This window comes from Enterococcus sp. MSG3290 (assembly GCF_050555565.1).
GTDB lineage: Bacteria > Bacillota > Bacilli > Lactobacillales > Enterococcaceae > Enterococcus_B > Enterococcus_B faecium.
Genome location: NZ_CP187862.1, coordinates 2,186,424 through 2,205,023 on the forward strand (window position 1 = coordinate 2,186,424; position 18,600 = coordinate 2,205,023).

Annotated in this window: 17 protein-coding genes, 1 tRNA gene and 1 other annotated feature; of the genes, 4 read left to right on the forward strand and 14 right to left on the reverse strand. The window is 37.3% G+C overall.

Features of this window, described 5'->3' with window-relative positions:
* Positions 1-176: 176 nt before the first annotated feature.
* From IGL31_RS10525 to IGL31_RS10540, 4 genes are all read right to left on the reverse strand, one after another.
* The gene (locus tag IGL31_RS10525; protein ID WP_086300279.1) at positions 177-1,613 is read right to left on the reverse strand and encodes a glycoside hydrolase family 1 protein; all 1,437 of its coding nucleotides are present in this window, start codon (positions 1,611-1,613) and stop codon (positions 177-179) included.
* 685 nt (positions 1,614-2,298) lie between these two features.
* Positions 2,299-3,114, reverse strand: coding sequence for an amino acid ABC transporter substrate-binding protein (locus IGL31_RS10530; protein ID WP_002289242.1), 816 nt, complete (start codon positions 3,112-3,114; stop codon positions 2,299-2,301).
* 17 nt (positions 3,115-3,131) lie between these two features.
* Entirely contained in the window at positions 3,132-3,767 is a 636-nt protein-coding gene (locus IGL31_RS10535) for an amino acid ABC transporter ATP-binding protein (protein ID WP_002299692.1), read from the reverse strand.
* An 18-nt stretch (positions 3,768-3,785) separates the two neighbouring features.
* Positions 3,786-4,427: an amino acid ABC transporter permease gene (locus IGL31_RS10540; RefSeq protein WP_002289240.1), complete on the reverse strand. Its 642-nt coding sequence runs from the start codon at positions 4,425-4,427 to the stop codon at positions 3,786-3,788.
* 155 nt (positions 4,428-4,582) lie between these two features.
* Positions 4,583-4,817: a binding site (T-box leader), on the reverse strand.
* Positions 4,818-4,906: 89 nt separating this feature from the next.
* Between IGL31_RS10540 and IGL31_RS10545 the strand changes: the two genes are divergently transcribed.
* The gene (locus IGL31_RS10545; RefSeq protein WP_010728102.1) at positions 4,907-5,392 is read left to right on the forward strand and encodes a prolyl-tRNA synthetase associated domain-containing protein; all 486 of its coding nucleotides are present in this window, start codon (positions 4,907-4,909) and stop codon (positions 5,390-5,392) included.
* Between the two features lie 271 nt (positions 5,393-5,663).
* Here the strand turns inward: IGL31_RS10545 and IGL31_RS10550 are convergent, their stop codons facing one another.
* Both IGL31_RS10550 and IGL31_RS10555 read right to left on the reverse strand, forming a co-directional pair.
* Positions 5,664-8,951, reverse strand: coding sequence for a Cna B-type domain-containing protein (locus IGL31_RS10550; RefSeq protein WP_430619397.1), 3,288 nt, complete (start codon positions 8,949-8,951; stop codon positions 5,664-5,666).
* Between the two features lie 494 nt (positions 8,952-9,445).
* Positions 9,446-9,745, reverse strand: a complete 300-nt coding sequence (locus IGL31_RS10555) for a bacteriocin immunity protein (protein ID WP_002289237.1) — start codon at positions 9,743-9,745, stop codon at positions 9,446-9,448.
* Between the two features lie 350 nt (positions 9,746-10,095).
* Here IGL31_RS10555 and IGL31_RS10560 point away from each other — a divergent pair, with 350 nt between their 5' ends.
* Together IGL31_RS10560 and IGL31_RS10565 are read left to right on the forward strand one after the other, a co-directional pair.
* The gene (locus IGL31_RS10560; RefSeq protein WP_002300136.1) at positions 10,096-10,728 is read left to right on the forward strand and encodes a pentapeptide repeat-containing protein; all 633 of its coding nucleotides are present in this window, start codon (positions 10,096-10,098) and stop codon (positions 10,726-10,728) included.
* A 122-nt stretch (positions 10,729-10,850) separates the two neighbouring features.
* Positions 10,851-11,489 (forward strand): CPBP family glutamic-type intramembrane protease, encoded by a 639-nt coding sequence (locus IGL31_RS10565; RefSeq protein WP_086300278.1) that lies wholly within the window; start codon positions 10,851-10,853, stop codon positions 11,487-11,489.
* A 118-nt stretch (positions 11,490-11,607) separates the two neighbouring features.
* Here IGL31_RS10565 and IGL31_RS10570 read toward each other — a convergent pair.
* Positions 11,608-11,680, reverse strand: a tRNA-Thr gene (locus IGL31_RS10570).
* A 120-nt stretch (positions 11,681-11,800) separates the two neighbouring features.
* Between IGL31_RS10570 and IGL31_RS10575 the strand changes: the two genes are divergently transcribed.
* Positions 11,801-12,043, forward strand: a complete 243-nt coding sequence (locus IGL31_RS10575) for a hypothetical protein (protein WP_002294094.1) — start codon at positions 11,801-11,803, stop codon at positions 12,041-12,043.
* Between the two features lie 138 nt (positions 12,044-12,181).
* Here the strand turns inward: IGL31_RS10575 and upp are convergent, their stop codons facing one another.
* From upp to prfA, 7 genes are all read right to left on the reverse strand, one after another.
* Positions 12,182-12,811: a uracil phosphoribosyltransferase gene (upp, locus tag IGL31_RS10580; protein WP_002294095.1), complete on the reverse strand. Its 630-nt coding sequence runs from the start codon at positions 12,809-12,811 to the stop codon at positions 12,182-12,184.
* Between the two features lie 133 nt (positions 12,812-12,944).
* Positions 12,945-13,892 (reverse strand): alpha/beta hydrolase, encoded by a 948-nt coding sequence (locus tag IGL31_RS10585; RefSeq protein WP_002300133.1) that lies wholly within the window; start codon positions 13,890-13,892, stop codon positions 12,945-12,947.
* Positions 13,893-14,054: 162 nt separating this feature from the next.
* Positions 14,055-15,299, reverse strand: coding sequence for a serine hydroxymethyltransferase (gene glyA / locus IGL31_RS10590; protein ID WP_002294099.1), 1,245 nt, complete (start codon positions 15,297-15,299; stop codon positions 14,055-14,057).
* A 174-nt stretch (positions 15,300-15,473) separates the two neighbouring features.
* A complete protein-coding gene (locus IGL31_RS10595) occupies positions 15,474-16,499 on the reverse strand; it encodes an L-threonylcarbamoyladenylate synthase (protein ID WP_010727358.1) in 1,026 nt (341 codons plus the stop codon).
* A 21-nt stretch (positions 16,500-16,520) separates the two neighbouring features.
* A complete protein-coding gene (locus tag IGL31_RS10600; RefSeq protein WP_002300130.1) occupies positions 16,521-16,700 on the reverse strand; it encodes a hypothetical protein in 180 nt (59 codons plus the stop codon).
* Positions 16,693-17,532: a peptide chain release factor N(5)-glutamine methyltransferase gene (prmC, locus tag IGL31_RS10605; protein ID WP_002325410.1), complete on the reverse strand. Its 840-nt coding sequence runs from the start codon at positions 17,530-17,532 to the stop codon at positions 16,693-16,695. Before prmC ends, IGL31_RS10600 begins: the two co-directional genes overlap by 8 nt.
* On the reverse strand, positions 17,525-18,598 hold the full coding sequence (gene prfA / locus IGL31_RS10610) for a peptide chain release factor 1 (protein ID WP_002289676.1): 1,074 nt from the start codon (positions 18,596-18,598) through the stop codon (positions 17,525-17,527). Before prfA ends, prmC begins: the two co-directional genes overlap by 8 nt.
* Between the last annotated feature and the right edge of the window lie 2 nt (positions 18,599-18,600).

Below are 18,600 nucleotides of genomic sequence, written 5' to 3' on the forward strand. Positions count from 1 at the left end.
ATTTCATCAAGTTTCATTATACAAAAAAAAGTAAGGGAACTAAAGTTTTGTTTGAAAGAACTGACGCTTTCTTTCATTTTTCAGCTTATTTTACAGTTTTTCTTAATTTCTAAACGATTTTATCAAAAAAAGGCACGGCCATATCCAGCCGTACCTTCTTGTTTTAAGTATGTGAACTAAAGGTTCTCTCCATTTTGTTCAATCAGTTTTTGATACCAGTAATAACTGTCTTTCTTGTATCGTTCCAAAGATCCTTCTTGTGTTTCATCTTGATCAACATATACAAATCCATATCGCTTTTGATAACCGTTCAGCCAGCTAAGCAAATCTGTATAAGACCAGGTGCAATAGCCTAGGACTTCTGCTCCATCCGAAATTGCTTCTTTGATGGCTTTGACGTGGCTTTGTAAGTAATTGATTCGATAGTCGTCATGGATTTGTTTATCTTCTGTCAACTTGTCATACTCTCCTAAGCCATTTTCCGTAATCAGTACCGGCATGCGGTAACGGCTTGTGATACGACGCAGTCCGATCCTTAATCCTTCTGGGTCAATCTCCCAGTCCCAATTTGTTCGTTCGACAAATGGATTCTCAACTTTTTTATACATTCCAGGAACTCCAGTTTCTTCTGATGAACCTTTTTTTCCTGTCGTATTCATTTTTCCTGCACCAACTCCGTTTAATGGATTGAATGCATTCGTCGCCGTTTGATAGTAATTGATCCCAAGAAAATCTGGTTTAGCAGATTCTAGCAATTCTGCATCGCCAGCTTCAATCGTTGGTGCCCATCCTTTTTCTTCTAAGAACCTCATGGCAGCAATCGGATATTTTCCCCACATATAGACATCCATCCAATAATTGGCCATCAGGTCTTCTGCATTTTCAGCAGCCAGAACATTTTCAGGATTACTGTCAATTGGATAATTTGGCGTATACGCAAAGCTTGGTCCGATTTTTCCAGGCATTTCTAACTCGTGAAATTTATTGATGACAGATGCATTTGCTAAATTAGCAATATGGTTAACTTCATACATTCGTTTCGGGTCTGTCACACCTGGCGGATGTGCTGCTAACAAATAACCTAATGAAGTGAAGATATTTTGTTCATTCAAACTAATCCAGTAATGGACTTTCCCGCGGAATGCCTCAAATAATGTTTCTGCATAATGAGTGAAATCTTCAATGATCTGACGTGATTCCCAACCATTATATTCATCTTGCAATGCTTGTGGAAGATCCCAATGATATAAAGTCAACATAGGTTCGATATCGTTTTCAATCAATTCGTCGATCAATCTCTCATAAAAAGCGAGCCCAGCTTGATTGACTTCTCCTCGTCCATTAGGAAAAATCCGTGTCCAAGCTACAGAGAATCGGTAAGCTTTCAGACCTTGTTCTTTCATTAAAGCAATATCTTCTTTATAACGATGATAGTGGTCTACTGCCAAATCACCGTTCGTTCCTTTAAATGTCTTTCCAGGTATCCGTACAAATCGATCCCAGACTGATTCTCCTTTCCCATCTTCTTGCCAAGCTCCTTCTACTTGATACGCTGCAGAAGCAGAGCCCCACAGAAAATCTTTTGGAAATGAGGTAAGTTCTTTGTGTTCCATTCATCTCTTCCTTTCCTATAACCTTCAATCGTTCCTCTTTTAGAATAACACGAAACCCCTTCCACAACAAAATAAAATTATGTAAAGGAGGTTGTGACAGAAGTGGTCAGCTTCAAGAAACAAGAAGTAATGTACGAAAATTGCTTCTCAAAGTTTTGTAAAATTTCGGCTTATTTTTCGAAGAAGCTACTTCTGGAACACCGTGTATAAGAGGTTGTGAAAAAGCTGCCCTGCATCAAGTAATAAGAACAGCCAAATAAAAACAGCTTCTTATGTTTTTACTTGGCTGGATTTATTACCGCAGATGCAAGCTTTTGAACACCGTTTACCAAGAGGTTGTGAAATCAGCACTTTGACCTGAGTATTAGAGAAACAAACGGCAAAATAGTTCCTCATATTTTGCCGTTTTTTGAGCTAATACCGAGAGTCAGCTGATTGAACACCGTTTAAGAAAGAGGTTGTGAAAAAGTCGCTTAGTTTCGAGTAGTAAGAAAAATTTTGTGAAAATGGCTTTCTACATTTTTGCATAAATTTGGCTTAATACCGAGAAACTGGCTTTTGAACACCGTTTACCAAGAGGTTGTGAGCCTGCCATTCAGCTCCGAGTCACAAGGAGTTGGCAGGAGAATACTGTTTATTCGGAAAAAGGGACTGTGACACGTCTTTTGTCACAGTCCCCTATTTGTTAATTTCTCGGCGTAACATCTTCGCCAAACCATTTATCGGATATTTTTTGGAATTCACCTGTTTTCTCTAGTTGATCTAGGGCTTCATTGATTTTTTTCACTAATGTACTATCTGACTTTCGTGCACCAACTGCAAAATCCTCACTTTCATAAGAACCTTTTGTTATGTTGAAGTCTTCTAGTTCGTTTCTTTGTTTCAAATAATAGTCTGCGTATACTTTATCCATCAGCAGACCATCGACCCGTCTGCTTTTCAGATCGATCAATGCTTCATTAAAACTATCATACAAAACAGCATCTTGGTTTTTGACTATCTCTTTTAATACTTCTGGTTGTTTCGTAAATACATCATAACCAGATGACCCATTTTGCGCACCTAATCTCTTATTATTCATTTGTCCAAAGTTTGTGATTCCTGATTCTTTAGGTGTGATCAGCACTTGATCGTTTTCCATATAAGGTTTTGTAAATTGCACTTTCTTTTCTCTTGCCGGCGTTTTGGAATAGCCGTTCCATATCAAATCGATCGTTCCATTGTTCAGTTCAAATTCCTTCATTGACCAGTCAATGGGCTGAAAGTCTACCGTAATCCCATATTGTTCAAAGACTGCTTTGGCTAAATCAATATCAAATCCTGTGAGCTTCCCGTCTTTATCTCTAAATCCCATAGGAACAAATGTATCGTCTAAACCTATAACGATTTTTTTCTCTTCGTTGATAGTCGCCCAATTATCTGCTGAAGTTTTTTTGTTCGAACAGCCTGCAAAAAGAAGAAGACCTGCGATCAAAGCGAATAGAAAACTGGTTTTTTTCATCTCTATCTTCTCCTTTCTTAATGAATTGGGGAAACTTTTAGTAATTGATCACCGACATTTTCTGCAAATACTAAATCATGGGTGACAATAATTTGGGTTACCCCATCTTCTTTCAATGATAGGATCAAACGCTCGACTTGCTGGCGTAATTCAGGATCTAAAGCACTTGTTGGTTCATCATAAGCCAATACCCGTGGATTCATAGCCAATGCTCTGGCAATCGCTACCCGCTGTTTTTGTCCGCCAGAAAGCTGATAAGGATAGTTATTCAATAAATCACTAATCCCTAATGAAGCCGCTAATTCTTCTGCTTTTTTGGTGTATTCTTCTTTTGTCTGTTTCAATACCATTTTTGGTGCTAAGGTAATGTTTTCAAAAATATTCAGATGTGGAAATAGCTGGAAGTCTTGGAATACGACTCCTACAACTTGTTCTTTCATTTTAAGCTCGAATGGGTTGAACGGTACACCATCTAAATAAAATTCTCCGCTGTCAGAACTTTCTAAGCCAGCCAAGATACGTAAAAGCGTGGTTTTACCGCCACCGGAAGGCCCTACGATAGCTAATGTTTTCCCATCTGGAATGATTAGATTCAAATCTTTGATTATTTTTTTTTCACCAAATGCTTTGTTCACTTTCTTCAATTCAATCATATTTCTTCCTCCTATCAGTTAGCGGTAATAATTTAATTTTCCTTCAACTTGTTTCATTACGATTGTTAGAATACCAGTCAATGTAAGATAGATGATTGCCACGCCTAGCAAAGGCAGTAAAGTCGCGTCGCGTTCCATCGCGATTTTCCCAGCACGCATTACGTCACCTAAACCTAATATATAGATCAAGGAAGAATCTTTGACCAAGTTGATAACTTCATTCCCTACAGAAGGTAAAACAATCTTTGTCACTTGTGGGATGACGATTTTCGTCACCGTTTGAAAGGGACTTAATTGCAAAACTTGCGCTGCTTCATATTGACCTTGAGGAATCGATTGTATCCCTCCACGAAAGATCTCTGCAAAATAAGCTGCATAGTTTAAGATAAAGGCAATGAGTGCTGCTTCGAAACGATCAAAAACGATCCCAATCGTCGGCAACCCATAAAAAATAAAAATCAGTTGCAACAACAGCGGTGTTCCCCGCATAACCCACACATATGTTTGAAGCAAGTAGCGTAGCGGCTTAAAATGCAAAGACAATCCTAATGCTAAAACAATCCCTAATGGTAATGAGCCAATCAAGGTAAATAAAAATAATTTCAATGTTGTGAGTGCTCCTACTAATAATTGCGGCATAACTTCAATCAAATACTCCATCTTCTTTTCCTCCTTTAAAATAAAAAAATCCTCTTGGCAAATGCCAAGAGGACGTATTATACGTGGTTCCACCTCTGTTTATTTTTTCCTTACAGAAAAAACCTCACACAGTCGTTGCCGTTCAGATGAAAACAAAACGTCCTTTGATCCGAAGATCAAAGGACGTTAATCACGTGGTTCCACCTTTTTTTACCGGCTCCTCACGGAAAAGCCAGCCTTATCTGGTCATCTAGCAACGACCGCAGCTGTAACGGGCTCCCCGGATTTTCCTACTATACGCTTCAGAAAATCGACTCCAAGATGTGTTTCACGGTTAACTGCTGCCTCTTTCCACCAACCAGAGACTCTCTAAAAACACCTAACGGCTACTCTTCTTTTCGATGTCATTTATTTTAACTTTACGTGTAATTTACATGATTATTTTTCATTTGTCAACTCTTTTTTATGATACACTAATAAAAAAAGGAGGGTGATGCGCGATGAGTCGTGCAACCGAACAAGAAGCTTATGAACTACTAAAAAAACTGGATATCTCTTTTCAAAAAGTCGATCATCCTGCGATTACGTCAGTCAAAAATGTCCCTTTTTCCCTACCTGGTCCGCAAGTAAAAAATCTATTATTGAAATCAAGAAAAGGAAAACAAATCTATCTTGTCATCTTGCCTGATGAAAAGCATGCCGATTTAAAAGAACTAGCTGAACAATTAAAAGAAAAGCGCTTATCTTTTGTTTCTGAAGAACAGCTTCCTGACCTCCTAGGCGTTCCAGCAGGTACAGTAACTCCATTAGCATTGATGCACGACAAAGAGAAACAAATCCAAGTCGTGATCGATGCTGCTATTGATCGTCAAGATACCGTAGGCTTTCATCCAAATATCAATACCACTACGTTGATCATAGATTTTTCCGACTTTGAAAAAATACTTGCTTACTTAGAACATCTGCCAGTTTATGAAAATTTGTAATGATAGAGTAGTTTTCTTATTTCCCAATTCAAGCGTCTTTTTCTTTATTTAGCACAAAATATATCAGAAATTCTTTTGGCCAATCAAACAATGTAACAACTAGTATGAACGCTGAAAACTAATACGAGTATTCTTCCATAGTTAGCCAAATCCATATTTATTGATTCTACGAAAAAAGAAGCATATATAAAAATGCTTCTTTTTTCGATTATAAATCGGAATTTTATTCTTTTGATTTCAGTCATATTTAACAAAAAATATTATATTCTAACTAAACTTTTTTATATTTTTGTAAGAATATCCCAGCACAGATAGTTACTATCAATAAACCAATGATTACAGCAAAACTAGATTTTTTACTACTTGTTTTAGGAAGAATGCTTTTTGATTTATTTGTTATCTGTTTAGGTACAGCTCTCTTACTAATATAATTGCTTCTTTGTTCGCTGGATTCTCCTGTATGAGCAAATATTTGCAATTTTTGAGAGAATAGATTTCTAATTTTCTCTCTCTCTGTCTTCTCTGGAAAATTTTTCCACGGTGTTATATGGCTACCTGGTATAGATATATTTGTTTTTTCCGGTGTATAACTGTTTTTGATGTTATACCCGTCAATCGTCGTACTGTATTCGGGCACGTTGTCTTCCGTTACAGTATAGATGATTTCTTGCCCGTCTCTGTATTTTGGCAGATTTGTGAAACGATAGCGCCAATCATCTTTTTCACTTACTTCTTTGTGTTGGATCGGTTGACCGTCGGCTAATAGATTTACTGTGATCGTCGTCGGTCGTTTGCCGTCTTGGTTCTCATTGTCTTCCCATGTTTTTTGTCCAGAAACCTCTTTGGTTTCTGGTACATGGGTATTGGTAATAACGATGTTTCCATCCTTTGTTTGTTTAACTTCACTGGTATAGCCAGCTACTTTGGTCAACTCTTCCACTCGATAAGTGATAGCTTGACCTTTCGCCTTTTCTGCCAATTCGTTCCACGTGGTCGTCCAGTGATTCTCCTCGCTCAGTTCTACTGCTTCGCCTACTTTTTGGTTATTAGCATACAGCTGGACTTGGATACTTTGAGGTCGTAACCCATCTTGGTTATTTCCATCATCCCATACTTTAGTAGCGCTTAGACTAGTTTTACCCGGTGTATAACTGTTTTTGATGTTATACCCTTCAATTGTCGTACTGTATTCGGGCACGTTGTCTTCCGTTACAGTATAGATGATTTCTTGCCCGTCTCTGTATTTTGGCAGATTTGTGAAACGATAGCGCCAATCATCTTTTTCACTTACTTCTTTGTGTTGGATCGGTTGACCGTCGGCTAATAGATTTACTGTGATCGTCGTCGGTCGTTTGCCGTCTTGGTTCTCATTGTCTTCCCATGTTTTTTGTCCAGAAACCTCTTTGGTTTCTGGTACATGGGTATTGGTAATAACGATGTTTCCATCCTTTGTTTGTTTAACTTCACTGGTATAGCCAGCTACTTTGGTCAACTCTTCCACTCGATAAGTGATAGCTTGACCTTTCGCCTTTTCTGCCAATTCGTTCCACGTGGTCGTCCAGTGATTCTCCTCGCTCAGTTCTACTGCTTCGCCTATTTTTTGGTTATTAGCATATAGCTGGACTTGGATACTTTGAGGTCGTAGCCCATCTTGGTTATTTCCATCATCCCATACTTTAGTAGCGCTTAAACTAGTTTTACCCGGTGTATAACTGTTTTTGATGTTATACCCTTCAATTGTCGTACTGTATTCGGGCACGTTGTCTTCCGTTACAGTATAGATGATTTCTTGCCCGTCTCTGTATTTTGGCAGATTCGTGAAACGATAGCGCCAATCATCTTTTTCACTTACTTCTTTGTGTTGGATCGGTTGACCGTCGGCTAATAGATTTACTATGATCGTCGTCGGTCGTTTGCCGTCTTGGTTCTCATTGTCTTCCCATGTTTTTTGTCCTGAGACTGAAATGACTTCTTTATTCTCATTTGTAACGACTAGCCCGTTTTCAATTTTTTGATAACCTGAAGGGACATAATCATTTCCGTTTTGATCTACTTCTTGCACTTTAAACGTATATTCGTTTCCACTATCATCATACTGTTGGATATCTTCCCAAGTCACTGAAGTTATTCCATTGTCTAATCGTTTTGTTTCTGCATCAGGAACTGGTTCCCAATTGTTTGTACTTGCTCTGAATAATTTAAAATAAATACTCGGTCTTGGAGTGGTTCCACCGTTCCAAATTTTAGTTGCTGTGATGTTCGTAACCTTTTTCTTGTTATAAATAGGTAAACTGACTCCCTCTGTATCATTTTCGTTTATGGAGAATTTGAGTTCATTTGAACTTAGTGGATCAAAATCAATCCAATTGGGTGCTTCTTTTTCTTTTACAACATAGTCTCCTACTTGCAGGCCTTTGATACTAGCTTCTCCCTGTTCATTCGAAGTCAACAGGATACTAGACTGTCCTTGAATAGGCTGTTCATCTGCTCGTCTTAATTCGAAAGTCACATTTGGGATACCAATCTCTGTGTCATTGATATATTTGAAAATCTTCAATTCGCCTCTAACTGTACCGTTGACTCCACCAGAAGCTGAAATATTTTTAACTGTATGATTGAAACTTTCTCCATCAACAGCAGGTTTATTAAATTCTTTAAACCAAGCTTCCGAATGATTCTCAAAATTTATTTGTTCTGGGTTTTCTATGATCGTCTTATAACTCACCATTATTTTCCTAAGATTGACAAAGTTTTTTGGTATAGTTATTTCAATGTAATTATCAGTTACTGAAAAATTAAATGTAGCGCCGGGGAAATCTTGTAAAAATTGTTGGATTCCCTCTTCTCCTCTATAAACCTTCTGTTCACCTAAGTGTATTTGATTAATTTCAAACGTACTTGGATCTAATCTTTGTCCACTTTGGATTTCATCACTGATTTTAACTGGTTGTTCAACATAAGTGCCGTTATTGTTAATATTCAAAAACCATCGAATGTGCTTAGTATCTTCAGGTAGCATGTCTCCTGTTTTATAATAAAAAACGCTAGAAGAAGAACCAGAAGCTGGCTTTGTCACATTTACAGTAGCTGTTTTATCACCGCTCGTCACGGTGAATGGTCCCGTATTTTCTTCACCGGTATCGGTTACGTTTCTGGCCTGTATCTCAAATTGCCCCCAACCTTCTACTGAGTCTAGGTTTTTAATATTTTCATTAAACACAACCTGCGCAGAATCTTTTCTGACCGTTAAAGTTCCAACATTTTTATTTTCAATCATTAATGGGATTTCTTTTTGGAATCCTTCACCGCGAATATTTCCTTCACTTGGCCAATTGATCCAAAGATAATCACCTGGTTGGATATTTTGTTTTTTTTCGTCAAACGAGAATTTTACTTTTATGTTTCCTCCATCTGTAATATTCGTTGGGTCCACGGTCAACGAAGTGACATTACTGCTGATATCTCTGCCTGCATCCGCATAGACATGAACAGGAATCAGTGATGTTATATTAGTAATAATAAATAACATTGATAAAATAATATTTCTACACTTTTTCATTTTTTCTATCTCCCCTATTTTAACTAAAAATAAAACCTACTATATCATCTCTCAAAAATCCTTTCTTCAATTCCTCCCCCACTCATTTCCAATCTTTTAACTAAAAAATTGATAGTTATTTTACAAATATTTATAAAAAATAAATATGCCAAAAAACTGTTTTTACAAGGTTTTTCCTAATGTAAATTATTTTTTCGCATATATTCATTTTATTTTACTTATTACTTTCATTTTTTCAATCTATATTTCCAATTTTTAACTTACAAAAATGCAACATTAATAAATAACGATAGTTTCATAAAATACACTTTTAATTAACATTATTAGTTTATACTAGCTGTTTTTGTGTTAATTAAAGGATAAAATACAATATAAAGAAACATCTGTTTCTTTATTTAGAATAAAAAAATACAGACTCTGTTCAAATAAATGAACCTAGCCTGCATTATGTGATTGACTATACTTTTTAATTCATTGAGATGAATAACTCGTTTTTATAAATGCCCAAAAGTAATCGGTGCCGAAGCCATTCCTCGACCTAATTCTTTTTCAAATTTTCCTATTGTTGATATCTCCATATAAAACGGTGATACTGGTTTAGACAATTCTCCCCTGATTGCTAACGGACGTAAACTACGTTCCAAATTATTTATGACTTTAGGATAATACTGACCTTTTTCTAAGCCTGTCTTTGCGTCTATCAAAAGTATACGTTCCTTTTCTTTGATCTCTGGATTTAAAACGAGATCATATAATTTTAGTACCATGTTTTCTATTTCTTCACTTTTAGACATCACGATTTCCTCCCAAAAATATATTTCTTCCCACTACATTCTATAAACAAAGTATACGCTACATCTAGATTTTTTTAAATCATTACTGGATTGTTAAAACCTTTCAATACACTGTTATGGCAACGATTTTTATTTTAAAAACATTCTAAATTAAATCAGTAAAAATTTTTATTCTAAGATTTTTATTAGAATTACGCCTAATTTGTGTCTCTCAGGGCAATTCTAAGAACGTTTCAAGAGATAGCGACACTATCGTTATCGAAAAAGGCGAAAACCTATCTCATTTTCTGCTAATGTGAGTTGGTTTAGCTTTTGTTAATATGACTTTATGAAAATGGAGGTAATTAAATATGATTTTTCCTAAAGTTAATGAAGCAAGCTTGAATAAAGGATCCTTTTTCCATATCTATGAAAACGAAGATTTTGAACTGTATAATATCCTTTCACAAAAAGAGGTCATCGAAAACCAAATAATCTGCCATCCAATTATTTACAAATCTATTTTCAAGCATGCATTTTTTGCTTCCAATGATTTTCAAAGAATGGAGATTACCGACTGTATATTCGAAAACTGTGATTTTTCAGGCTGTATATTGACAAAAAGCATGTTGCATCGCGTGAAATTTGTCAATTGTAAATTAACAGGTACTAAATTGATGGAAAGTTATATTGGGAACACGTTATTCGAGAATTGTAAAATGGACTATGTAAATTTATCTGGTTCAAACATAAAAGAAAGTAACTTTGAGCACTCTGTCTTATCAAGCGCAGATTTTGTAGACTGTTCCCTCACTAAAACAATGTTTTATACTAATGATCTAGAAAATGCTAGCTTTTTTGATACTGATTTAAAAAATATTGATTTAAGTAGCAACTCCTTTGAAATGATTGAAGTACGCCCGGAACATCTAAAAAATTGTACGCTTAATCAGTTGCAAGCACTTGGTTTTGCTAGAAAATTTTTACAAATAAAAGTAGTATAATCAAAATGAATATATAAAATAAATTTTTAGCAATACAAATATTCATAAAAAAACATTGCCTATTTTAACTCTTCATGTATACTGACTCTATCTTCAAAAACTGAATAGTAGGAGTTATTATCATGAATAACATTTTAGGAAAAAAAATAGAACTAAAAAAAGGGATATTGGGCACTATTGTCGTTGTACTCGGTTTGTTAGGGTTGCTATTTGCGCCATCCATCATTAGCATTTTTTCTTTAACTATCACTGGATTTATAGCATTTATACTTGTTTTTGGTAAAAAAGATACGAAAAATATGTTCTCGAAACCTGTCGCTCCTGTCAAAAATATAGCCAAATATTTTTTTATCAATGTAGTAATCAGTGCCGCAGTCTCGGTATTTTTGCAACAAATTTTGAAATGGGGTTTAACAGGCAATCCAATAAATGAGGCTTTCAGCCCGTTATTATTTATTATTTTGCCTATCATGATACTTGGAGAAGAATTGTTCTCAGTGTATTTTCTCGCTATTTTTTCTAGTAAGTTCAGCATTCCTGTCGCTAGTTTCTTGTCAGCAATCATCTTTGGATTTATCCATTACAGTACTTATGATAATGGAAATATTTTACACACTGTAGCACACATCCTTTTGATACAAGGGGTGGCAAGATTGTTATTCAACCAAGCTGCCATTAAAAGCAACTCGATCATTACAAGTTGGGTAGTTCATGTGATATTTGATTTCACAGCTATATTGCTAGTCGTTTTATTCTCCTAAATTTTTATAGAAATAATACATGCTCTATTGCTAAGAAAGCATACTTTATTTCCTTTAAACAAAAAGACAGATGTATCAATGGATTAAAAATCCTTGATACATCTGTCTTCTCTTTTAATGCCAGCTATAGGGATCGAACCTACGACCTACGCGTTACGAGTGCGTTGCTCTACCAACTGAGCTAAGCTGGCCTTATCCAAAAGAAATTATATACTCTATTTGGCTGATTGTAAAGAGTCCGATGGAAAATTAGTTTAATTTCATGATATTTTTCATAAAACGTGGTATAATTGATGTGAAAGGCAGGTTTTATGAAAATGGCAACTTTTGGAAAATTTGATACAACTATCGTACCATCGGAAATTGGTGAAAAATTCAAGATCAATACTCACGTAATGTTCACAATTCACGGCAAGTCGCAAACTGGAACGATTTCAAAGCAATTGAAAAATTCCGCTGTTGTTGAGATTGATGAAACTGCAGAAAATGCGAACTTGATGACGCAAAGTAAGGGTGTAGTAATCGTTAACTACAAAGAACTAAAAAAGATTTGAATTTGACCATCTCTGCATTTTTGGGATGGTTTTTTTATATGCAAACGAAAGCTGTGAAAAAGCTGTTCTGCATCAAACGTTAAAAATGACCAAAAAAGGATGTGACAAAAGCTGTGTCACACCCTTTTTCGTATTTACTTATTTTGTACCAAACAAACGGTCACCCGCATCCCCTAGTCCAGGAACGATATAACCATGTTCATTCAATTTTTCATCTAGAGAAGCTGTATAGATGTCAATATCAGGATGCGCTTCTTGCAAAGCTTTTACTCCCTCAGGTGCTGCTACCAAACAAACAAATTTGATGTTCGACGCGCCACGTTCTTTCAATGCATCGATTGCCATGATTGCTGATCCGCCTGTTGCCAACATTGGATCTACTACAAACAACTGACGTGCATCAATGTCTTCTGGAAGTTTGACGAAATATTCATGTGGTTCCAATGTTTCTTCATCTCGATAAAGACCGATATGTCCCACTTTAGCAGCTGGAATCAATTCCAAGATACCGTCAACCATTCCAATACCTGCGCGCAAGATTGGAATAATCGCTACTTTTTTACCAGACAACGTTTTTTGTGTTGTTTCAGTGATCGGTGTTTCGATCACGATGTCTTCCAACGGCATATCGCGTGATACTTCATATGCCATCAACATAGCGATTTCATCGACTACTTCACGAAAAACCTTTGTTCCGCAGTTTTTGTCCCGAATAATAGTTAGTTTGTGTTGAATCAATGGATGATCGATCACTTGAAATTTGCCCATTTTTTAAGCTCTCCTTTGTTCTGTCGTTTCTTTTTAATTGTAAAACAAAATCAAGTGATTGACTAGTCAAACTCGCCATTTTTCCTAAGAAAATCCGTTTTTGAAAAGAAGTTTTCCTGTGGACAAGCAAAGCTTATTCTTTTTTCTTGATCCAAGAAGTAGATAATGCCATTGCTGCACGCGTTGCCTTTGTCTGATCCATAGCATTTACCATGACAAAATCATGGATGATTCCTTGGAAGCGTACTTGTGTAACAGGAACCCCTGCATCACGAAGTTTGCGCGCATAAGCCTCACCTTCATCTCTTAATACATCCGCTTCTCCCGTTAAAATCATTGCTGGAGGAAGATCATTTAGTTCATTCAGGTCTGCTCTCAAAGGCGAAGCTGTGATTTCAGCACGCTCTTCCTCATTCGTCGTGTATTGATCCCAAAACCACATCATTCCTTCTCTTGTCAAAAAATAGTTTTCCCCGAATTCATGATAGGAATCTGTATCAAAATCAGCGTTTGTGACTGGATAATACAGCAATTGCTTGGATATTGGGAGGCCCTTTCGTTCTTTTGTTAAGATCGTCATGACTGTAGCCATGTTACCACCTACTGAATCTCCTGCAACGATTAGATTCTCGAGATCCAGATTTTTTGACTTGGCTAATTTATTCAGCTGTTGCAACACAGCATAATTTTGTTCAATTGCTGTTGGATATTTTGCTTCTGGTGATCGACTATATTCTGGAAAGACAACGACGGAATTCGTACGAACCGCAAGTTCTCTGATCAATTTATCATGGGTTTGAGCACTGCCAAAAACCCAGCCTGCTCCATGAATATAAAAAATAACTGGTAATTTATCCATATTCCCTTCTGGTCGTACGAGACGAATATTGAGTTTTCCCCATTCGCCAGTATCCACCATCAAGTCTTCAATATCAACGGAATATTTGTTCACAGGTGATTCTTGTACTTCTTCTAGTAAAGCTCTTCCTTCTTCCGGTGCTAGTTCATAGATACGCGGATGAGGCGCATTTGCATCACTGAATGCTACTGCTTCCTTTTCTAACGAGATACGATCAGTCATGACTTTTCCTCCCTGAGATTTAGTGTGAAGACTAAAATTACACCTCATATACTAGAGAGCATCACCGATATTGTCAAAGAATCCGTTTTCCCAAAAAATAAACAGAAAAAAACAGAAAAGCCCAGCATTGAACTTTTCTGTTTACTAATGGAATTTAAATTTTTATTTTTTATGCAACGGAAATTTTTCAGTTAATTCGCGTACACCTGTTTTGACTTCGTCTAGTTGAGCGTTATCATCTTTTGCTTGTAATGCTTTGACAACTAGTTCAGCCACTTTTACAGCATCTTCTTCTTTGAACCCGCGAGTAGTGATTGCTGGCGTGCCGATTCGAATACCGCTTGTTTTGAATGGACTTAGTGTTTCAAAAGGAATCGAGTTTTTATTTACAGTGATATTCACACTGTCCAAAATGCTCTCTGCTTCTTTTCCATTTATACCTAACTCGCGAACATCGATCAACATCAGATGATTATCTGTCGCCCCTGAAATGACTCTGGTTCCAATTGCTTGATTGAAAACTTTGACCATTGCTTTTGCATTGGCGATGATTTGTTCACTATATTCTTTAAATGCAGGATCTAATGCTTCTTTGAATGCTACTGCTTTACCCGCAATCACATGCTCTAGAGGGCCGCCTTGAATACCAGGAAATACCGCACTATTTATTTTTTTTGCTAATGCTTCATCGTTTGTCAAAATCATGCCGCCTCGAGGGCCACGCAATGTTTTATGAGTGGTAGTCGTTGTGATATCTGCATAAGGAACTGGATTAGGATGAAGTCCTGCTGCTACTAATCCTGCGATATGTGCCATATCTACCATCAGTTTTGCGCCTACTTCATCTGCGATTTCTCTGAATTTCGCAAAGTCGATCGTTCGTCCGTAAGCACTGGCACCTGCTACGATCAATTTTGGTTGATGTTTTCTAGCTAAAATACGTACCACATTATAATCAATAACTTCTGTTGTCGGATCAACACCGTAAGCAACAAAGTGATAGGTTTTGCCACTGAAGTTGACTGGTGATCCATGTGTTAGATGTCCGCCTGCGGAAAGATCCATTCCTAAGATCGTGTCCCCTGGTTCTACCAAAGCGAGATAAGCAGCCGTGTTGGCTTGAGAGCCGGAGTGAGGCTGGACGTTCGCAAATTTCGCTCCGAATAATTCTTTTGCACGGTCAATCGCTAAATTTTCAACGATATCGACAAATTCACACCCACCATAATAGCGATGCCCTGGATAACCTTCTGCGTATTTATTTGTCAAGATACTTCCTTGTGCAGCCATCACTGCTTCGGAGACAAAGTTTTCAGAGGCAATCAGCTCCAAATTATGTTCTTGTCTTTCTTCTTCTTTGGCGATCGCAGCCCAAAGATCAGGGTCAAACGTTTTGTAATCTACCACAAACAACAGCTCCTTTTTATTTTCCTACAATTTTATTTTTCCCATCAAAAACAAATTGCCAAATATTCGTATCTCTTCTATTACGATTAGTTACGCTTAGTTTTTCGTTCACTGATAGAAGATTTACTTGATAGCATTGTATCATACTAAAAGAATGCGACAATAACCAATTGATCATTTTTCAAAATAATTTTGTCCTGCTGCTTTTTTCAAGCGATTCATATAAGCATTCCCCAATCCAGTTTCTGGATATACTTGTACAAAAATCAAATCTAATCCAAGTGTTGGTTCATCTAATCCTCTTAGACCTGCAAACAATCCTTTAGCCGCCGCTTCTACTGAGTTGTCGTTATACATATAAACAGCTGCAGTATCTGTCCGCACTTGATCCGCAATTTCGGGGCTTGCTATGACACCTGCACGGATCTTCTTATTTTTTGCCCATTGAGCTGCAGTTGACCAATCGCCATCTCTGACCATCAGAACACGTGTATCGGGTGAGTAGTGTTTGTATTTCATCCCAGGCGCTTTTGGTGTTTCATTTTCTTTTACAAGATGCTGATCAATAGCAACAGGAGATTCGATGACTGCTTCGATTTGTTCTTTCGTTACTGCGCCTGGTCGCAAGATCATAGGCGCCACTGCTGGATCACTTAAGTCAAGAACTGTGGACTCTACACCAATTCGCGTAGCACCGTCATCAATAATCCCGGTAATTTTTCCTTGTAGATCATGATATACATGATCTGCAGTCGTTGGACTTGGTTTTCCCGACGTATTTGCACTTGGACCGACAAGCGGAACACCGGAAAGTTCGATTACTTCTAGTGTTTTTTTGTTATCCGGCATACGAAATGCAGCTGTGGATAATCCTCCCGTCACAACTGAGGGCAAAGTGTCTTTTTTGATCTTAAATATCAAAGTTAGTGGTCCAGGCCAGAAGTTCTTCACAATCTTCTCTGCTGCCGGATGAAAGTTGTCCACATACTCTTTTACTTGTTCAAAAGAGGCGACATGGACGATTAATGGATTATCTTGCGGTCTCCCTTTTACAGAAAACACTTTCTTGACAGCGTTTGGTAAAAGAGCGTTGGCGCCCAATCCGTATACTGTTTCGGTAGGAAAAGCAACAAGTTCTCCTTCTTTCAGTGCTTCGGCTGCCTCTTGCAATTCTGTTTCATCATATCGTTTCGTTTCCACAGTTTATCCACAACCCCTTTTTCATACATTCTTATTTTGTCTGAGTTTATCCTCAAGTTTTCCACTGTTTGTGGATAATCTATTTGTCAATAGTGGATAAACTTGTTGATAAACCAAAAAGTCGTTTACATCCTTGTCAAATAAGTGTTTTTTTATAATAAAAAAACAAATAAAAAATTTTTCATCCACAACTTCAACCATAAACTTGGATCATTCGTTCATTGCCAAAAAGATCCTTTTTTATCGCCACTTTTTTATCTGGAAATGCTTGCTGAAATATTTTTTTTACTGCTTCACCTTGGCGAAATCCGATTTCTAAAAAAATCTTTCCATTTGATTTTAGTACGCTTGGTGCTTCAACTGCTATTTTTTCATAAATAGCTAATCCATCGTTCTCAGCAAAAAGGGCCATTTTAGGTTCGAATGACCGGACACTTTCATCCATCAGTTCCCATTCATTCCGACTGATGTACGGCGGATTAGAAATAATCACATCAAATTGCTGATCCATTACTGGTCCTAATGTATCTCCATGATAAAAACTGATTTTCGTTCCTTCTTTCTGAGCATTTTCTTTCGCTACTTCTAATGCTTCTTCTGAAAGATCCACAGCAGATACATGCCAATTTCTTCTTGCTGCTTTCAAACTAATAGCAATTGCTCCAGTCCCTGTCCCAATATCTATCACTTCCAATGGTACATCAGGCGTCTCGTCTAAACACCATTCGACTAACTCCTCTGTTTCTGGTCGAGGGATCAGTGTTGCTTCAGTTACCTTTAACCGATGATCATAAAAATCTGCATATCCTAGCAAATACTGAGGTGGATGATCTGCAAGCAGAAGTCGCAGATCGGTTTCGATCAACCGCTGTTCTTCTTCTGAAATCTCTTCGTTCATATGAAGGAGCCAATCAAGTTTTTTCCATTGTTTTCGTTCCAAAAATAAAAATTGGATACTATATGCTTCTTTCCCATGATCCTCTAAAAAAGAAGAAGCCCGTGACAGGACTTCTCGATAGGTCATTTTACCCATTTTGCATAGCTTCCAGTTTTGATGTTTGATCATACATGATCAATGCATCAACGATCTCATCTAATTTCCCTGCTAAAATCTGATCTAATTTTTGGATAGTTAATCCGATACGATGATCAGTCACACGATTTTGCGGGAAATTATACGTCCGGATCCGTTCTGAACGATCCCCAGTTCCGACTGCTGATTTTCGATTGGCATCATACTCGCTTTGTGCTTCTTGCTGGATCTTATCGTACACACGAGCACGCAAGATTTTCATTGCTTTTTCACGGTTCTTGATTTGAGAACGTTCATCTTGCATAGCAACAACGATCCCTGTTGGTAAGTGAGTCAAACGTACAGCAGATGCTGTTTTATTGACGTGCTGTCCGCCAGCACCTGAAGCATGATAGATATCTGTACGGATATCTTTGTCTTCAATATCGATCTCTACTTCTTCAGCTTCTGGCATCACGACAACTGTTGCGGTGGAAGTATGGATACGCCCTTGCGATTCAGTTGAAGGAACACGCTGGACGCGGTGCGCACCACTTTCATATTTTAATTTCGAATATACGTTGTCTCCGGTGATCATCATGATCACTTCTTTATATCCACCGATTCCGGTAACGTTAGCTTCCATCACTTCTGTTTTCCAGCCTTGTGCTTCAGCATACTTTTGGTACATATTGAAAAGATCGCCAGCGAATAATGCTGCTTCGTCTCCGCCTGCTGCTCCACGGATTTCCATGATGATATTTTTATCGTCATTTGGATCTTTTGGTAAAAGCAAGATCTTGATTTTTTCTTCTAAGACTTCTTTTTCTTTTTTTAATTCAGATAATTCTTCTTTTGCTAGTTCAGCCATTTCATCATCCAATTTTTCACCAAGCAGTTCTTCTGTATCGGTGATTCCTTGTACTACTTCTTTATAACGACGATAAACTTCGACTGTTTCGCGCGTGTTTGCTTCTTCTTTTGAAAGCTGCATAAAACGCTTTGTATCAGAAATCACTTCTGGGTCACTTAAAAGTTCTCCAAGCTCTTCATAACGGTCTTCAATTGCTTGTAATTGATCGTACATGC